Origin of the sequence: Streptomyces sp. NPDC051105, from assembly GCF_040682795.1 — a bacterium.
In the GTDB taxonomy this organism is placed as follows: domain Bacteria; phylum Actinomycetota; class Actinomycetes; order Streptomycetales; family Streptomycetaceae; genus Streptomyces.
Window position 1 is genome coordinate 92848 of sequence record NZ_JBFBBR010000017.1, and the last position, 14556, is coordinate 107403.

A 14556-nucleotide genomic window follows, 5' to 3' on the forward strand; every position below is an offset into this window, starting at 1 on the left:
GTGCCGGGGTACCAAGGAAGCCTCCGAATCCTGGGCGCGCGGCCCGATGCGCCGGCCCTTCCGGGGGCCGAGGGTTGCCCCATGCACACCGCGCCCTTCTCGGACCGTCAGGAGCAGTGATCACTCATGGCAACGCACAGGCCCGTCCACCGTGTGGCGATCGTCGGGACCGGGACGATCGGCGCGAGCTGGGCGACGCACTATCTCGTCCGCGGTTTCGACGTCATCGCGACCGACCCGGCCCCGACCGCGGAGGCGGCCCTGCGGTCGTACGTGGCGGGCGCGTGGGACACGGCCGCCTCGATCGGACTCGCGCCCGGCGCCTCGCCCGAACGCCTCGGTTTCACCACCGACATGCGTCAGGCCGTCGCGGACGCCGACTTCGTGCAGGAGAACGCCCCCGAGCGCCCGGAGCTCAAGGTCAAGCTGTTCGCCGACATCGACGCCGCCGCCCCCCTGGACGCCGTCATCGCGTCGAGTTCGTCGACCATCACGATGAGCGTCATGCAGGCCGAGTGCCGGCACCCGGAACGGACCGTCATCGGCCACCCCTTCAACCCCCCGCACGTCGTCCCGCTGGTCGAGGTCGTCGGCGGCACGAGGACCGCTCCGGAGACGGTCCGGGGCGCCATGGAGTTCTACGCCTCGATCGGCAAGAAACCGATCCACCTGAAGAAGGAGCTGCCCGGGCACGTCGCCAACCGCATCCAGGCCGCCCTGTACCGCGAGGTCGTGTACCTGGTCCAGGAGGGCGTGCTCGATGTGGCGGACTCCGACGACGCGGTGTCCTGGGGGCCGGGGCTGCGCTGGGGCGTCATGGGTCCCCATCTGCTGTGGCACCTCGGCGGTGGAGAGGGGGGCATTCAGCACTTCATGGACACCCTCATGCCGGTCATGGTCGAGTCCTGGAACAAGCTGGGCACCCCCGAGTTCACTCCCGAACTCCAGGAGACCATCGTGAGCGGTGTCCTCAAGGAGGCGGACGGCCACTCGGTCGACGACCTGGCCACCAGGCGTGACGCCATGCTCTCGGCCCTGCTGGCCGTGCGCGCGCAGCACGACCCGTCCGGCCCGACCGGCACGGCGGCCACACCGGACGCGAAGGAGGGATCGTGATGGGCGGGAACGTGACGGGCGACACGGAAAAGCTGTTCGTGCTGGAGGCGAGCGGCGGCGGCCGGCTGTTCTCCGTGAACCCCGACGGCTCCGACAAGAAGATTCTCGTCACCGGGTGCCGGATCCCCGACGGCGTCGCCGTAGACATGTCGGCCGGACACATCTACTGGACGAACATGGGTGTGCCCTCGGAGAACGACGGCTCGATCGAGCGCGTGGACCTGGACGGCGGCAACCGGACGACGATCGTCCCCGAGGGGGCCACGCACACGCCGAAACAGCTCCATCTGGAGGCCGCGGAGGGGAAGCTGTACTGGGGTGACCGCGAGGGCATGCGGGTGATGCGCTGCGACCTCGACGGCTCGGGCATCGAGACCCTCGTGCAGACCGGGCAGGGCGACGAGGACAGCCGCGACGAGACCAACTGGTGCGTGGGCGTCGCCGTCGATCCCGTCGGCGGAAACCTCTACTGGTCCCAGAAGGGCCCCAGCGACGCGGGACTCGGCAGGATCCTGCGGGCCGGACTCGCCGTGCCCGCCGGGGAGACGGCGACCCGGCGCACCGACATCGAGGAGCTGTTCAACGGCCTGCCCGAACCGATAGACCTCGAAATCGACCTCGGAGAGCGGACGTTGTACTGGACGGACCGGGGAGACCCGCCGAAGGGCAACACCGTCAACCGCTCCCCGCTGGATCCGCCGGACGGTCTCTGGACGTCCGAGATCCTGCTCACCCACCTGATGGAAGGCATCGGCATCGCCCTCGACCCGGACGGCTACCACATGTATGTGACCGACCTGGCGGGGAGCGTCTACGCGGCCGGTCTCGACGGCTCGGACCGCAAGGAGATCCTCGCCGCGCAGGGCAACCTCACGGGCATCGCCCGCGCCGTGCTGCACACCTAGGGCCTCTCAGGACGCGAACGGCACCTGCGCCGACGGAGCGTCGCTCCTGCCGAAGGGATGCCGCCACAGCCCCTCCGCGGCCAGGCGGGGCAGCACACCTTCCCCGAACCAGTACGCCTCCTCCAGATGCGGATATCCGGACAGCACGAACTCCTCGATCCCGAGGGCCGCGTACTCCTTGATGCGCGCGGCGACCTCCTCGTGCGAGCCGACCAGGGCGGTGCCCGCGCCGCCGCGCACCAGCCCGATGCCCGCCCAGAGGTTGGGATGGATCTCCAGCGCGTCCCGTCGGCCGCCGTGCAGCGCCAGCATCCGCTGCTGCCCCGCGGACTCACTGCGGGCGAGCCCGGTCTGCACCGACCGCACGGTCTCCGGGTCGAACCCGTCGAGCAGCCGGTTCGCCTCGGCCCAGGCCTGCTCCGAGGTGTCCCGGGCGATGACGTGCAGCCGGATCCCGAACCGCAGGGTGCGCCCCTGCTCCGCCGCCAGCCCGCGGATCCAGGCGATCTTCTCGGCGACCTGGGCCGGCGGCTCCCCCCAGGTCAGATACACATCCACATACCGGGCCGCGACCTCCCCGGCGACCGGCGAGGACCCTCCGAAGTACACCTCGGGCACCGGATCCGGCACCCGGGCCAGCTTCGCCTCCTCGACCCGAAGGTGCTCGCCTGCCAGATCGACGGTCTTGCCCTCCCACAACTGCCGTACCACGTCGAGGAATTCGCCGGTACGGCGGTACCGCGCGTCCTTGTCGAGGAAGTCGCCGTAGGCCCGCTGCTCGTGGCTCTCGCCCCCGGTCACCACATTGAGCAGCAGCCGTCCCCCGGTCTGCCGCTGGAACGTGGACGCCATCTGCGCGGCGAGCGTGGGCGAGACGAAGCCCGGCCGGAAGGCGACCAGGAACTTCAGCCGTTCGGTGTGCTGGCTGACCATGGCCGTGGTCAGCCAGGCGTCCTCGCACCAGGCGCCGGTGGGGGTGAGCGCCCCCACGAAGCCGAGGTCCTCCGCCGCCTTGGCGATCTGGCTCAGGTAGGCGACCGTCGGCGGCCGGTCCCGGCCGGAGGCGGTCGCCGGGGTGCCGTGGCCGCCGCCGACGACATGGCGGCTGTCCCCGTTGGTGGGCAGGAACCAGTGAAAGGTCAGGGACACGAGGGGTTCTCCGATCGAGAAGGACCTGAGGGCATCACAGCAGGCCGTGGCGGGGCGGCAGGGTGCCGCTGAGCACGTACCGGCCGATGTGCTGGATCTTCCAGCGCGGCGGATCGTGCAGGGTGTGGGTGCGGGCGTCCCGCCAGTACCGGTGGAGATTCAGGGAGTTGAGCGCGGAGCGGGTCCCGGACACCTCGAAGAGCGCTCCGGCGACGGCCACGGCCGCCTCGGCCGCCCGCACCTTCGCGGCGGCCACGGCGATGGACGCCTCGGCGGCCGACTCGTCGGTGAGCCGGGCGCCCGCCGCGTCGACCGCGCGGGCGCCCTCGCGCAGCAGCGCCTCGGACGTCCTTACCTGGAGGGCGAGTTCACCGAACCGCTGGATCAGCAACGGGTCCTCGGTGGCGGTCTCCGCCCCGCTCTCGAACCACGGCCGGCTCTTGGTGCGCACGAACTCCGCCGCCTCCGCCAGCGCCGCCCCGGCGATCCCCACGTCGATGGCGGCATGCAGCAACTGGGCCACCGCTCCGTGGAGTTGCGGCCCCTGGAAGGTCAGATGGTGGGGCAGCACCCGGTCGGCGGGCACGGGCACGCCGTCCAGCCGGACCGTCCCGCTGGCCGTCGTACGCTGCCCCATGCCGTCCCAGTCGTCGACGACGGTCAGGCCCGGCGCGTCCCGGGGGACGTAGGCGACGTGCAGGTTGCCGTCCTCGGCACGGGCGAGGACGGGGATCCAGTCGGCGAACAGGGCGCCGGTCGAGTAGTGCTTGATGCCCCGCAGCACATAAGAGCCGTCCGTCGTGCGTTCCAGCCGGGTCCGGATGTCCTGGACGTGCTTGGTACCCGCCTCGGACTGCGCGTTCCCGAGCCGGCCACCCGTGAGCAGCTCGGCGAAGAAGAACTTCCGCTGTTCCTCGGTTCCCTGACGGCGTATCACATTGACGTACACGAAGTGGCTCTGCGGAATCTGGGCGAGGCTGGCGTCGGCCGAGCCGAGCAGCCGGAAGATCTCGGCGAGGGTCAGCGCACTGACGTCCGCTCCCCCGTACTCGGCGGGGACGGTCACGGCCAGCAGGCCGGAGGCGGACAGCCGGTCCAGCTCGGCGCGGGGCAGCCGGCGTTCGGCGTCCCGCTCGGCCGCCCCGGCCCGGAACTCCTCGGCCAGGGCCGCCGCCACGGCGAGGGCCTCCGCCTCGTCGGTGATGACATGCGCGGTCATCTGTTCAGCCCGCCGCGGCGAGGACGGGCCGGCTGCCGAGTGCGGCGGAGAACTGGTCGACGATCGGGGTCAGCGCCTGGGCGGTGGCCGGTGCGAGGGCGAGCGTGCCGTCCTCGCGTACGGTGATGTCCTTGTCGAGGGTGAACCAGCCCTGGACTATGTGGGCGGCGCCCATGGAGCTCAGCACCGGGCGGAGCGCGTAGTCGATGGCGAGGACGTGCGCGGTGGACCCGCCGGTGGCCAGGGGCAGCACGGTCTTGCCGGTGAGCGCGTACTGCGGGAGCAGGTCGAGGAGGGCCTTGAGCACACCGGAGTACGACGCCTTGTAGACGGGGGTGCCGACGACGACCCCGTCGGCGCGTGCGAACAGCTCGGTCGCCTCGACGATCGCCGGGTGCCGGAAGTCCGCCCCGAGCAGCGCCTCGGCGGGGACGGTACGGACGTCGAGGGGGATCACCTCGTGTCCGTGGGCGATCAGCCGCTGGTCCAGATGGCGCAGCAGCCGGGCAGTGCGCGAGGAGGCGGAGGGGCTGCCGGAGACAGAGAGGACGGTGGCCATGGGTGCCTCTTTCTGGGAGCCCGGGTACCCGTGCGGGACGGGCGCCCGGCCGGGGGGACGATCAGGCGTGGGCCGGGGGGACGATCAGGCGTGGGCCGGGGGGACGATCAGGCGTGGGCCGGGGGGACGGTCAGGCGTGGGCCGGGGCGGACTCGGGCGCGCGGTCCGGGAGTCCCGCCTCCAGTTCGCGGACCAGGGGCAGCACCCGCTTGCCGAAGTACTCGACCTCCTCGTGGTAGTGCAGGAAGCCGAGCAGAAGGAGGTCGACGCCGAGCTGCTTGTAGGCGACGATGCGCTCGGCGATCTGCTCGGGGGTGCCGATCAGCCCGGTGCGGAAACCGTCGTTGTACTGGACGAGGTCCTCGAAGGTGGAGTCCTGCCACATGCCCTTGCCGTCGGCGCTGGACTGGCCGGCCTGTTTCACGGCCGCGCCGAAGCCCTCGACGGCCTCGCTGTCGGCTTTGGCGATGATCTCGCGGAGGGTGTCGCGGGCCTCGGCCTCGGTGTCGCGGGCGATGAGGAAGCCGTTGAGACCGAACTTCGGCGCCGTACGGCCGGCTTCGGCGGCGGACTTGCGGACGTCATTGATCTGCTCGATCACTCCGTCGAAGTCCTTGCCGTTGGAGAAGTACCAGTCGGAGACCCGGCCGGCCATGGCGCGTGCGGCGGTGGAGTTGCCGCCCTGGAAGATCTCGGGGTGCGGGCGCTCGGCGGTGTTGAGCGGCTTGGGCTTGAGGGAGAAGTCCCGCAGCCGGTAGAAGTCGCCGGCGAGTTCGGTGTGGTCCTCGGTCCAGATCTGGCGCAGGGCGCGGATGAACTCCTCGGCACGGCGGTAGCGTTCGTCGTGCTCCAGCCAGGGCTCGCCGAGCGCGGTGAATTCCCCCTTGAACCAGCCCGACACGACGTTCACGGCGAACCGGCCGTTCGAGAGGTGATCGGCGGTGGCACCGAACTTGGCGAGCACGCCCGGATGCCACAGGCCGGGGTGGACCGCGGCGATCACCTTCAGGCGTTCGGTGGCGAGCAGCAGCGCGAGGCTGAAGCCGGTCGACTCGTGCTGGTACTCGGCGCCGTAACTGGCCATGTAGCGGACCTGGCTGAGCGCGTACTCGAAACCGTTGTTCTCGGCGAGCACGGCGAGTTCTCGGTTGTAGTCGTACCCCCAGTCGGTGCGCTGCTCGATCTTGCTGGTGACGAGTCCTCCGCTGACATTGGGGACCCAGTAGGCGAATTTCAAGGGCGCGGCGGGCATGCGGAACTCCTGTTGCGAGTTTTTCGGGCGCGCCGGAATTCAAGAGGCGCGCAATGCGATCAATTCGATCGATGCGCGGGAACGGTGAATTCAGGCGGGGAGAGAGAGAAGGCGGGCGCGGCGGATCGTGGGCCGGTGATCAGGCCGCGGCGCAACAGGAGGCGCTGGAGACGCGCGCGAGGTCGACGTGGCGTCGCCGCGTGAGGTCCAGTCGCATCTTCATGCCGTCGATGGTGGCAGCCGCCGCCGAGAGCAGTCAAGGAAAACCCGACCGGTCTCGCATCGCGGACCATTGAATTTCACGAACGTGTGACAGGGAAACCCTTGAACACCTGCCGAATGGCGACGCATTCTGCCGGGGTGCGGACCGAACAGCTGGAATACATAGCCGCCGTGACCCGGCTCGGCTCACTGCGCCGGGCGGCCGACGAACTGCGCCTGTCGCAGCCCGCGTTGAGCGAGACCGTCCGGAACCTGGAGCGGGAACTGGGCGTCGACCTGCTGGAGCGCAAGCGCACCGGGGCGACCATGAGCGCGGCCGGACAGGAGCTGATGCCGCGCATCGTCGAGGTGCTGGAGGCGGTGGACCGGCTGCGGGTGGCGGCGGGCGAGCAGCACCGCATCAGCCGTATGGTGCGCGTCGGCACGGTCAACGCGGCGACCGTGCCGCTGCTCATCCCGGTGCTGCGGGACTTCCGGGCCACGCATCCGGTCACCCAGGTCGAGGTGGTGGGCGCGCAGCAGACGGAGATCCACCGGGGCCTCGCCGAGGGCGGTTTCGACCTGGGGCTGGTGAACCACCTCGACGGCGACGACGTGCCCGTCGGCTTCGAGGCCACCGAACTGCTGCGCGGACGTCCGGTCGTGTGCGTACGGCCGGACAGCCCGCTCGCGGGCCGGGCCGAGGTGTCGGTCGACGACCTGCTCAGCGTGCCGCTGATCGCCATGCGCACGGGCTATGTGATGCACCGCTATGTGCACCGGCTGCTGGCGGACCGCACCCCCGTCTTCTCGTACTCGACCGACGGTGCCGAGATGGGGAAGCTGATGGTCGCGGAGGGGCTCGGGGCGACGGTGCTGCCGGACTTCAGTGTGGTCGGGGACCCGTTGGAACGCGCCGGGACGATCGTGTGCCGACCCCTGGCCGGGGACGCCACCGAGGTGGTGCTGACGCTCCAGCGCCGCCGGGCCGAGGCGGTGCCGCAGGCGGCGCGGGATCTGCTGGAGACGTTCGTGCACCGGGCCCGCGAGTTGGGCGGGACGGTTGCGCGGCGGCCCTGACCCGCGGGCTCTACGCCGGCCGGCGACTTCCCTGCACGGGCCGCGGCTCACCGGCCTGATCAGCATCGGCGACAGGGCCGTCCGCAGTGACCCGACCCAGCGGGTCCGGCCCCCGGCGCTGATCGCCTCCGCGTCGACGTCTCCGCCCTGCCGGTAAGCACCTGTTTCGGCTCCAGTGCACGGAAGATGGATCCGGCGGGCCATGTGCTGCCGCTTGCGCGGCGCGCTCCCGTCCTCCCGCCGCATCGCGTCGATCCACGGCTCGGCCGGCTCCAAGACGGTCGCCGCGGTGCTGGCTTCTTCCGACTCGCGAAACAGCAGACAAAAGGGCCGCAGATGCCCGGTTCGGATGACCCATGCGCCTATCCGAGCGTCTTCCGGGCGTGCCGCGAACGGGAGATACGCGCTGAGGGGTATGCCGTTTCGAGCAAGATGACCTTGGGATACGCGAGGAGATCAGTCATGTACGCAGTGGTTCGGCGGTACGAAGGGGTGACTGATCCTGCCGAGGCAGGACGCCGAGTGGACGAGGCATTCGTCCCCATCCTCCGCCAAGTACCCGGCTTCGTGGCCTACTACTGGATTGACGCCGGGGATGGAGTGATGGTCTCTACCAGCATCTATGAAAACCAGGCCGGAGCCGACGAGTCGGTCAAGAGGGCGGCGGACTTCGTAAGGGACAGCCTCGCGTCGCTGCTTCCCAACCCTCCTCAGGTCACGGCCGGCCGGGTCGTGGCTGCTGGGTAGCGAACCCCGCAGTGGGGCTGGCTCCCAGGTATCCCGGCGCTGCTGATCCGGCTGTTCACAAAACTCGGGTCACAGCCGTTTTCAGGAATCGCCGTCACCGTTCGCGGAAGCTGTCGGGGCGAGGGTGTCCCCCACCGTTGTGCATGCGAGCCGGGCCGCGGCGCGCAGCTCGGCGTCCGAGGTGCCGGCACGGCTCAGTACGGCCAGCGACTGGTTGACGACGACGAACGTGGTCTTCAGCGGCGTTCTGGACAGGCGCAGCGCCGCAGGATCCGGGCACGGTCACCGTGGCAGGTGGGAGGACGGTCGGAGCACCCGGTTGTCCGTCGGGGGTGCCATCCCGGTGCCAGGTCGCGGGGCGTGTGCCGAACTGGCCACGTTCCGGCGCGGACGCCCGCCTCGTGATCCGCTGTCCCCCCAACCGACCGCATAAGGGCGTGGGGCGGGGGTAACCGCCTCGCGGATGACGGGTTCACGTGAATGGAGGCTCCCGGTGCTGATGGCTCACCCCGCGGTATTGAAGGACCTGGTCGAGCAGTACCAGACCCTGCGCGCACTGCACGCCGAGAACGGCAGCCCCGCCGCACGGCGGCGGATGGACGACGTCGCCTACACGCTGTGCGTCTCGACCGGCACGCGGGATGTCGATGTCGCCCTCGTCGCCGCCCGGCACCAACTGCCCGGCGCCCGCCCCCAGGACGACTCCGTCCTCACCATCAGCTGACCTCGTACCCCGGCGAACCTTCGGTCACCGGGACGTGACAGACCGCCGAACGACCCGGGAGGTCACTCCCGCTCACAGCCCGGGCCGCAGCACGGGCAGAACTCGACGGGGCCGCTGTCGCCGCCGAGTGGGGCCAACCCGCTCCCGCGTCGCCGCCGGCCGCGCACACCTGCGCACGCGTCCTGCGCCGCGGCGTCCAGACAGTCCGGAAGGACCTCGCACGACGCGAGGACGGGTACCGGACCGGCGATGCCGCTGGAGGTCGCACTGACCGCGATGGTGCGGGAGCGGAGGTTCGGCGCGCCGAGGTCTTGCGGCGGAAGCGTGGTCGGCCTGTCGGGCCCGGCGCCTCAGGAAGGCGCCGGGCCTTCGTCGTCCGGCTGGTGGCCGGTGGCGGACGGTGGAGCGGTGGCGTGGGCTTCTTCCTGAGCGAGCAGGGCCAGCAAGGAGGCTACGGTGAGTCCGGCTTCAGCCGGGTGCCGAAGTGCCGTGCCCGGTTCGATCCGGTAAATGTTGCCGCGCCCCTCACGGGTATGGGAGAGGAAGCCGCTCTGCTCCAGATCAGAGATGATCTTCTGGACGGCTCGCTCCGTGAGTCTGCAGTGTGCGGCGATGTCACGGACGCGGACGTTCTGATCCCCCGCGATGGCGGCCAGTACGCGGGCGTGATTGGTGATGAACGTCCACCCGGTGTGAGGTTCCTGAGCTTCACCCATGGGTAGATCATACGACCGAAGTTTCGCGCTCCAAAATACGCGAATTTTATTTCCTGTTTTTCTTGACGTATGTCGGCGTCCTGGGTGAATCTGGACCTGGAGAGCGCAGGAATGCCGCGGGGAGCGGGACCATGCGGGAACCAGAACCGTCCGGTGCCGGACGGGCGACCGACCGAGCCGGTGCGCGCGAGCTGCCGGGTCTCACGATCCGCAGCCGCGACGCGGGCGACCGGACCGTCGTCACGGTGTGCGGTGACCTCGACCTCACGACGGACCAGCAGCTCCAGCGCGCCTTGCGTTCGGCGCTCCTCCGTTCGCCGCGCGGAATCGCGCTGGACCTCGGCGGTGTCGGGTTCTGCGACTGCTCCGGGCTCAACACCCTGCTGAACATACGGCGGCAGGCCCTCAAGGACTCCAAGGAAGTCACGATCAGCCACGTCAGCCCAGCCGTGGAACGGATACTGGAGATCATGGGCGCCCTGCCGCTGTTCGCCCCCGACACCGTGCCGGACGGGCAGGAGCACCCCGACGACGCCGCGAACACCCCGCCTCCTGTCGACGGTGACGGAATCGACATACGCACCGAGGTCGTACAACTGCGGCGAGCACTACAGACGCGGGACACCATCGATCTGGCCCGCGGCATCCTGATGGCGGCGTTCGTCCTCACCCCCGAGGAGGCGTGGAGCGTTCTGGTGGCCACTTCCCAGAACACCAACACCAAGCTCCACCTGACCGCCAGGCAACTGGTGGACTCCATCAGGGGCGGCCCGCTGCCCGCGGCCACGCAGGAGCAGTTGTCCGCGGCGGTCACTCAGGTCGCCGCCGCGCGCGAGACGGCCGAGAACCCGGAATGAGCAGCCGGACCGCCCGGCGCGCGCCGAGGCCGCGGCCCGCGATCTGTCCCCGGACACGGAGGTGATGCGGACCGGGCGATCCGTGGGGTGCCCTTCTTCACCCGCCGCGCGGTCGCCGACCGGGCCCTGCCCTCCTCGCCCTCGCCAGGCCCTCTCAGATGTTGGGCCGGGCCGCGCTGATGTCGCCCAGGGCGGACGTCTCGTCGCGTTCGATCGCCAGGTCGCCCAGGGCGAGGATGCCCACCGGCCGGTCGCCCTCGACGACCGGGAGCCGGCGAACGGCATGCTCCCGCATCAGCCGGACCGCCCGGTCCAGGCTGTCGTCCGGGGTGACGGTGACCAGGTCCTCGCTGGCCGCCTGCATCACGGTGGTCCGGTCGGGGTCGGCGCCTTCCGCGAAGGCCCGTACCACCAGGTCGCGGTCGCTCACCAGGCACCGCAGATGGCCGTCCTCGGTCACCAGGACCGCGCCGACGTCCTCGTCCCGCATCACCCGGGCCACGGCGCTCACCGACGCCTGCGGTTCGACGGTCACCACGTCACTGGTCATGATGTCGCGCACATGCTGGGCCATGACTGGCCTCTTTTCTCATTTCTCACTGTTCGAAGGTTGCTGTCGGCAGCCGGGTACCCCGGCGCGCGGTCCTTCCCCGGACTGTCGCGGATTCAGGCGATAGACGTGGAAGGCCGCTCCGATCACGGGCTGGGCGACGTTGCGCACCTTCACTCCGCCGCCGGTCATGCCGTGTTCGGTGCCGGCGTGCGCGTGTCCGTGGACGGCGAGGTCGGCGCCGGCCGTGTCGATCGCTTCGGCGAGCAGGTAGCTGCCGAGGAACGGGTAGATCTCCGGGGGTTCGCCCGCCAGGGTGTCCGGTACGGGGGCGAAGTGGGTCAGGGCGATCCGTACGTCGCACTCCCGCTCATGCAGCTCTTCCAGGGCCGTGCGCAGTCCGTCGGCGCGGCGGCGTGAGTACCGCACGAACTCCTTCATGACGGGTTCACCGAACTCGCCGGCACACCGGCCGACGAACCCGCCGCCGAACCCCTTGGTGCCCGCCACCCCGATGCGCAGCCCGCCGCTGGTCACGACCGTCGCGTCGCCCTCCAGGACGTACGCCCCGGCCTCCCGCAGGACGGCCGCCACCTCGTCGGGACGGTTGTCGTGATGGTCGTGGTTGCCGAGGACGGCGACGACCGGAACACCGAGGTCCGCGATCTCCCGGGCGACCACCCGCGCCTCCTCGGGTGTGCCGTGCCGCGTGAGGTCCCCGGCCAGCAGGAGTACGTCGGCGCAGTCGGGCAGTGTCTCGAAGGCGGGGCGGAGTGTGCCCTGGCTGCCGGGGCCCATGTGGATGTCGCCGACGGCCGCGACGCGGGTCATGTCAGCTCCTCCGGGTGGCCGGGAGGGGTGGTCTCCGCGATGACGATGTCGCAGTGCACCGGCACACCGGCCAGTCCCTCGTGGGCGATGCGGCGGATGTCCTCGCGGCACCCGGCGGACGGGACCGTCCCCGTCAGCAAAACCGTGTCGCCCCGGATCTCGACCCGTACCCCGAGTTCGCCGCACGGCCCCTCCGCCAGCCGCTCGGCGACATGAGCCACCCGGTATTCGAGGTTCATGTCTGCTCCTGTCCGGGGTCGATCACCTTCAGTTGTTCCAGAAGGTAGAGAAACGCGCCCGGCATCGGCTCGTCACCGCAGCGCCGTCGTACCTCGCGCCAGTCGACCTTCTCGCGCAGGGAGCGGGCCACCGGCAGTACGGCCCCGAAGTCGCAGTGGTGCTCCGAGAAGGCGGTGCTCAGGCTCACCAGCAGATCGGTCGCCGCCAGCACCGGCATGCGCACGGAGTCCACGGGGAGTTCCTCGGCGCGGGCCAGCAGGTCGGGGGTGACCGGCCGGTCGGAGAGTTCGAAGATGATGTCGACGTCCTGGTCGAAGCAGACGGTCTTCACCAGCCAGTCCTCCGGCGGCACCCGCACGGTCAGACCGGCCGACCGAAGTGATCCGGCCACCGCCTCGGCGTCCTCGGGCAGCACGCAGAAGTCGGCGTCGTGCTGCAGCGTGCCGCTGCCGCCGTGGGCGTACACCGCCACGCTCCCGGCCAGTGCGAACCTGTGGCCGCCGCGTTTGAGGATGGCGCCCACCTGCTTGGCGGCCTCCAGGATGGCCTGGCTGCGATCGGGCGGGAGCTGTTCCTGGGAGGGCGACTCCGGAGCCCGGCCGGCCGTACGGAGGTCGGTTGCCGGTGCCGCGTCCTGTCCGTTTCCCACCGATGTTGTCATCGACGGCTCCCTTCGCGCGACGCGGCCCGCAGGCAGCGCCGCAGCTCTTCGGCGTACGGCACGACGACCCCGGCCGCGACCGCCCCGGCGAGCCCGGCCAGGTACCTGGCCGGCAGCGGATGCTGCTTGGGGAGCAGGCGCCAGTCCTGCGGCCCCCGGCCGCCTCGCAGGGTGCGGCGGACCTGGTCGGCGTGCAGGCAGGCGGTGAAGGCCAGCGCGGTGAGCGGCAGCACCTCCAGGAAGCTGTGGATGTGCTGCTCGATCGGGCGGACCTCCCGTTCGCCGACGGCCAGCGACACGTCGTAGACGGCCGTCGCGCCGTGGGCGAGCGCGGCGCCGCCCATCACGCTGAGCACCAGCGGGTTGACCCGGGCGAGCAGCCCCACGAGCACCGGAATCCCGGCCTCGGTCATCATCAACGCGTGGACCACGGACTCCTTGGTGCCACTGGTGTGCTCGATCCGGGTCCGCCGGTGCATCCACCAGTCCGCCAGGCCGGGCACCACCCACAGGGGCAGCACGCCGTACAGCAGGAACCGGCGACTCGCGTTCTCCACCTCGGTCGAGTGGAGGGGGATCCGCAGGTCGTCGGAGCGCCGCCAGTTCCGCCAGGCCTTCCGGGGCAGCACACGCAGTGCCATGGGAAACCTCCGTGAGATCGGTCTGTCGAGGACCCGCCTCCCCGGTACCCCTCCTCGTCCGGACGACACGCCATGCACAACCCGGTGGCCATTGGGGTACTCGGCAGCGGTCCCCAGTCACACGAGTGGTTCAGGAGAGACGATGGCGGCCTTCGGATACTTCCTGTCGTGCGAGGAGCACACCCCGGCGGAACTCGTCGACCAGGCGCGGATGGCCGAGCAGGCCGGTTTCGAGTCACTGTGGATATCGGACCACTACCATCCCTGGCACGACGGCCAGGGCCAGAGCCCGTTCGTGTGGTCGGTGATCGGCGCACTGTCCCAGGCGGTCTCGCTGCCCGTGGAGACGGCGGTGACCTGCCCGCTGGTGCGCACCCACCCCGCCGTGATCGCCCAGGCGGCGGCGACCGCCGCGGTGCAGTTGGGCGGGCGTTTCCGCCTGGGCGTGGGCACGGGCGAGGCGCTCAACGAGCACATCCTCGGCACCGTCTGGCCCGAGGCGCCGGTACGCCTGGAGATGCTGGAGGAGGCGCTCCAGATCATCCGGCGGCTGTTCACCGGCGAGCAGGTCAGCCACCGGGGCAGGCACTACACCGTGGAGAACGCCCGCCTGTACACGCTGCCCGACGAGCCGGTGCCGATCGACGTCTCGGCCTTCGGCCCGCAGGCCACCGAGGTCGCCGCACGCATCGGCGACGGGCTGATCACGATGATGCCCGACGCGTCCGTGGTCGAGCGTTTCCGGCGCGGTGGCGGCGGCACCAAGCCGGTGTACGGCGGGCTCAAGGTGTGCTGGGGCACCGACGAGCGGGAGGCGGTCCGCACCGCGCACCGGCTGTGGGCCAACGAGCAGCTGCCCGGCGAACTCCCGCAGGTCCTGCCCACCCCGGCCCACTTCGCACAGGCGTCCCAGCTGGTCACCGAGGAGCAGGTGGCCGAGGCCGTGACCTGCGGCGACGATCCGGAGGCCCATGTCGAGGCGCTGTCGGCGTTCGTCGACGCGGGGTTCGACACCGTGTACGTCAACCAGATCGGCAAGGAACAGCAGGGCTTCTTCGACTTCTACCGCACCAAGGTCCTGCCGAAGTTGCGGGACTGATCGCACGAG

18 protein-coding genes are annotated in these 14556 nt (G+C 70.6%); 7 read left to right on the top strand and 11 right to left on the bottom strand.

The window, feature by feature from the left end; genetic code table 11:
- Window positions 1–126 precede the first annotated feature (126 nt).
- A complete protein-coding gene (locus AB0N16_RS33650; RefSeq protein WP_365803392.1) occupies window positions 127–1116 on the top strand; it encodes a 3-hydroxyacyl-CoA dehydrogenase NAD-binding domain-containing protein in 990 nt (329 codons plus the stop codon).
- Window positions 1116–2021 (top strand): 3-hydroxyacyl-CoA dehydrogenase, encoded by a 906-nt coding sequence (locus AB0N16_RS33655; RefSeq protein WP_365803394.1) that lies wholly within the window; start codon window positions 1116–1118, stop codon window positions 2019–2021. Before AB0N16_RS33650 ends, AB0N16_RS33655 begins: the two co-directional genes overlap by 1 nt.
- 6 nt (window positions 2022–2027) lie before the next feature.
- On the opposite strand, the gene AB0N16_RS33660 is transcribed toward AB0N16_RS33655, so the two are convergent.
- From AB0N16_RS33660 to AB0N16_RS33680, 5 genes are all read right to left on the bottom strand, one after another.
- Complete coding sequence (locus AB0N16_RS33660; protein ID WP_365803396.1) at window positions 2028–3170, bottom strand: LLM class flavin-dependent oxidoreductase; 1143 nt, start codon at window positions 3168–3170, stop codon at window positions 2028–2030.
- A gap of 34 nt (window positions 3171–3204) precedes the next feature.
- A complete protein-coding gene (locus tag AB0N16_RS33665) occupies window positions 3205–4389 on the bottom strand; it encodes an SfnB family sulfur acquisition oxidoreductase (protein WP_365803398.1) in 1185 nt (394 codons plus the stop codon).
- 4 nt (window positions 4390–4393) lie between these two features.
- Entirely contained in the window at window positions 4394–4948 is a 555-nt protein-coding gene (gene ssuE, locus AB0N16_RS33670; protein WP_365803400.1) for an NADPH-dependent FMN reductase, read from the bottom strand.
- Window positions 4949–5078: 130 nt separating this feature from the next.
- On the bottom strand, window positions 5079–6200 hold the full coding sequence (gene sfnG, locus AB0N16_RS33675; protein ID WP_365803402.1) for a dimethylsulfone monooxygenase SfnG: 1122 nt from the start codon (window positions 6198–6200) through the stop codon (window positions 5079–5081).
- 139 nt (window positions 6201–6339) lie between these two features.
- The gene (locus tag AB0N16_RS33680) at window positions 6340–6423 is read right to left on the bottom strand and encodes a putative leader peptide (protein ID WP_350760414.1); all 84 of its coding nucleotides are present in this window, start codon (window positions 6421–6423) and stop codon (window positions 6340–6342) included.
- 137 nt (window positions 6424–6560) lie between these two features.
- Between AB0N16_RS33680 and AB0N16_RS33685 the strand changes: the two genes are divergently transcribed.
- The 3 genes from AB0N16_RS33685 to AB0N16_RS33695 all read left to right on the top strand — a co-directional run bounded on the left by AB0N16_RS33685 (window position 6561) and on the right by AB0N16_RS33695 (window position 8952).
- A complete protein-coding gene (locus AB0N16_RS33685; RefSeq protein ID WP_365803597.1) occupies window positions 6561–7481 on the top strand; it encodes a LysR family transcriptional regulator in 921 nt (306 codons plus the stop codon).
- Window positions 7482–7943: 462 nt separating this feature from the next.
- On the top strand, window positions 7944–8228 hold the full coding sequence (locus AB0N16_RS33690; protein ID WP_365803404.1) for a hypothetical protein: 285 nt from the start codon (window positions 7944–7946) through the stop codon (window positions 8226–8228).
- A gap of 493 nt (window positions 8229–8721) precedes the next feature.
- Window positions 8722–8952: a DUF5133 domain-containing protein gene (locus tag AB0N16_RS33695; protein WP_365803406.1), complete on the top strand. Its 231-nt coding sequence runs from the start codon at window positions 8722–8724 to the stop codon at window positions 8950–8952.
- Window positions 8953–9302: 350 nt separating this feature from the next.
- Here the strand turns inward: AB0N16_RS33695 and AB0N16_RS33700 are convergent, their stop codons facing one another.
- The gene (locus AB0N16_RS33700; protein WP_365803408.1) at window positions 9303–9668 is read right to left on the bottom strand and encodes a helix-turn-helix domain-containing protein; all 366 of its coding nucleotides are present in this window, start codon (window positions 9666–9668) and stop codon (window positions 9303–9305) included.
- Window positions 9669–9799: 131 nt separating this feature from the next.
- Between AB0N16_RS33700 and AB0N16_RS33705 the strand changes: the two genes are divergently transcribed.
- Window positions 9800–10525 (top strand): anti-sigma factor antagonist, encoded by a 726-nt coding sequence (locus tag AB0N16_RS33705; protein ID WP_365803410.1) that lies wholly within the window; start codon window positions 9800–9802, stop codon window positions 10523–10525.
- Window positions 10526–10679: 154 nt separating this feature from the next.
- On the opposite strand, the gene AB0N16_RS33710 is transcribed toward AB0N16_RS33705, so the two are convergent.
- The 5 genes from AB0N16_RS33710 to AB0N16_RS33730 are packed head-to-tail and all read right to left on the bottom strand — an operon-like array spanning window position 10680 to window position 13448.
- Window positions 10680–11099 (bottom strand): CBS domain-containing protein, encoded by a 420-nt coding sequence (locus tag AB0N16_RS33710; protein WP_365803412.1) that lies wholly within the window; start codon window positions 11097–11099, stop codon window positions 10680–10682.
- Between the two features lie 15 nt (window positions 11100–11114).
- Window positions 11115–11906, bottom strand: a complete 792-nt coding sequence (locus AB0N16_RS33715; RefSeq protein ID WP_365803414.1) for a metallophosphoesterase — start codon at window positions 11904–11906, stop codon at window positions 11115–11117.
- Window positions 11903–12145 (bottom strand): BON domain-containing protein, encoded by a 243-nt coding sequence (locus AB0N16_RS33720; RefSeq protein WP_365803416.1) that lies wholly within the window; start codon window positions 12143–12145, stop codon window positions 11903–11905. The genes AB0N16_RS33715 and AB0N16_RS33720 overlap by 4 nt, the downstream gene beginning before the upstream one ends.
- The gene (locus tag AB0N16_RS33725) at window positions 12142–12807 is read right to left on the bottom strand and encodes a hypothetical protein (RefSeq protein WP_365803418.1); all 666 of its coding nucleotides are present in this window, start codon (window positions 12805–12807) and stop codon (window positions 12142–12144) included. Before AB0N16_RS33725 ends, AB0N16_RS33720 begins: the two co-directional genes overlap by 4 nt.
- The gene (locus AB0N16_RS33730; protein WP_365803420.1) at window positions 12804–13448 is read right to left on the bottom strand and encodes a diguanylate cyclase; all 645 of its coding nucleotides are present in this window, start codon (window positions 13446–13448) and stop codon (window positions 12804–12806) included. Before AB0N16_RS33730 ends, AB0N16_RS33725 begins: the two co-directional genes overlap by 4 nt.
- Before the next feature lie 142 nt (window positions 13449–13590).
- Here AB0N16_RS33730 and AB0N16_RS33735 point away from each other — a divergent pair, with 142 nt between their 5' ends.
- Window positions 13591–14547, top strand: a complete 957-nt coding sequence (locus tag AB0N16_RS33735; protein ID WP_365803422.1) for a TIGR03557 family F420-dependent LLM class oxidoreductase — start codon at window positions 13591–13593, stop codon at window positions 14545–14547.
- Window positions 14548–14556: the final 9 nt, after the last annotated feature.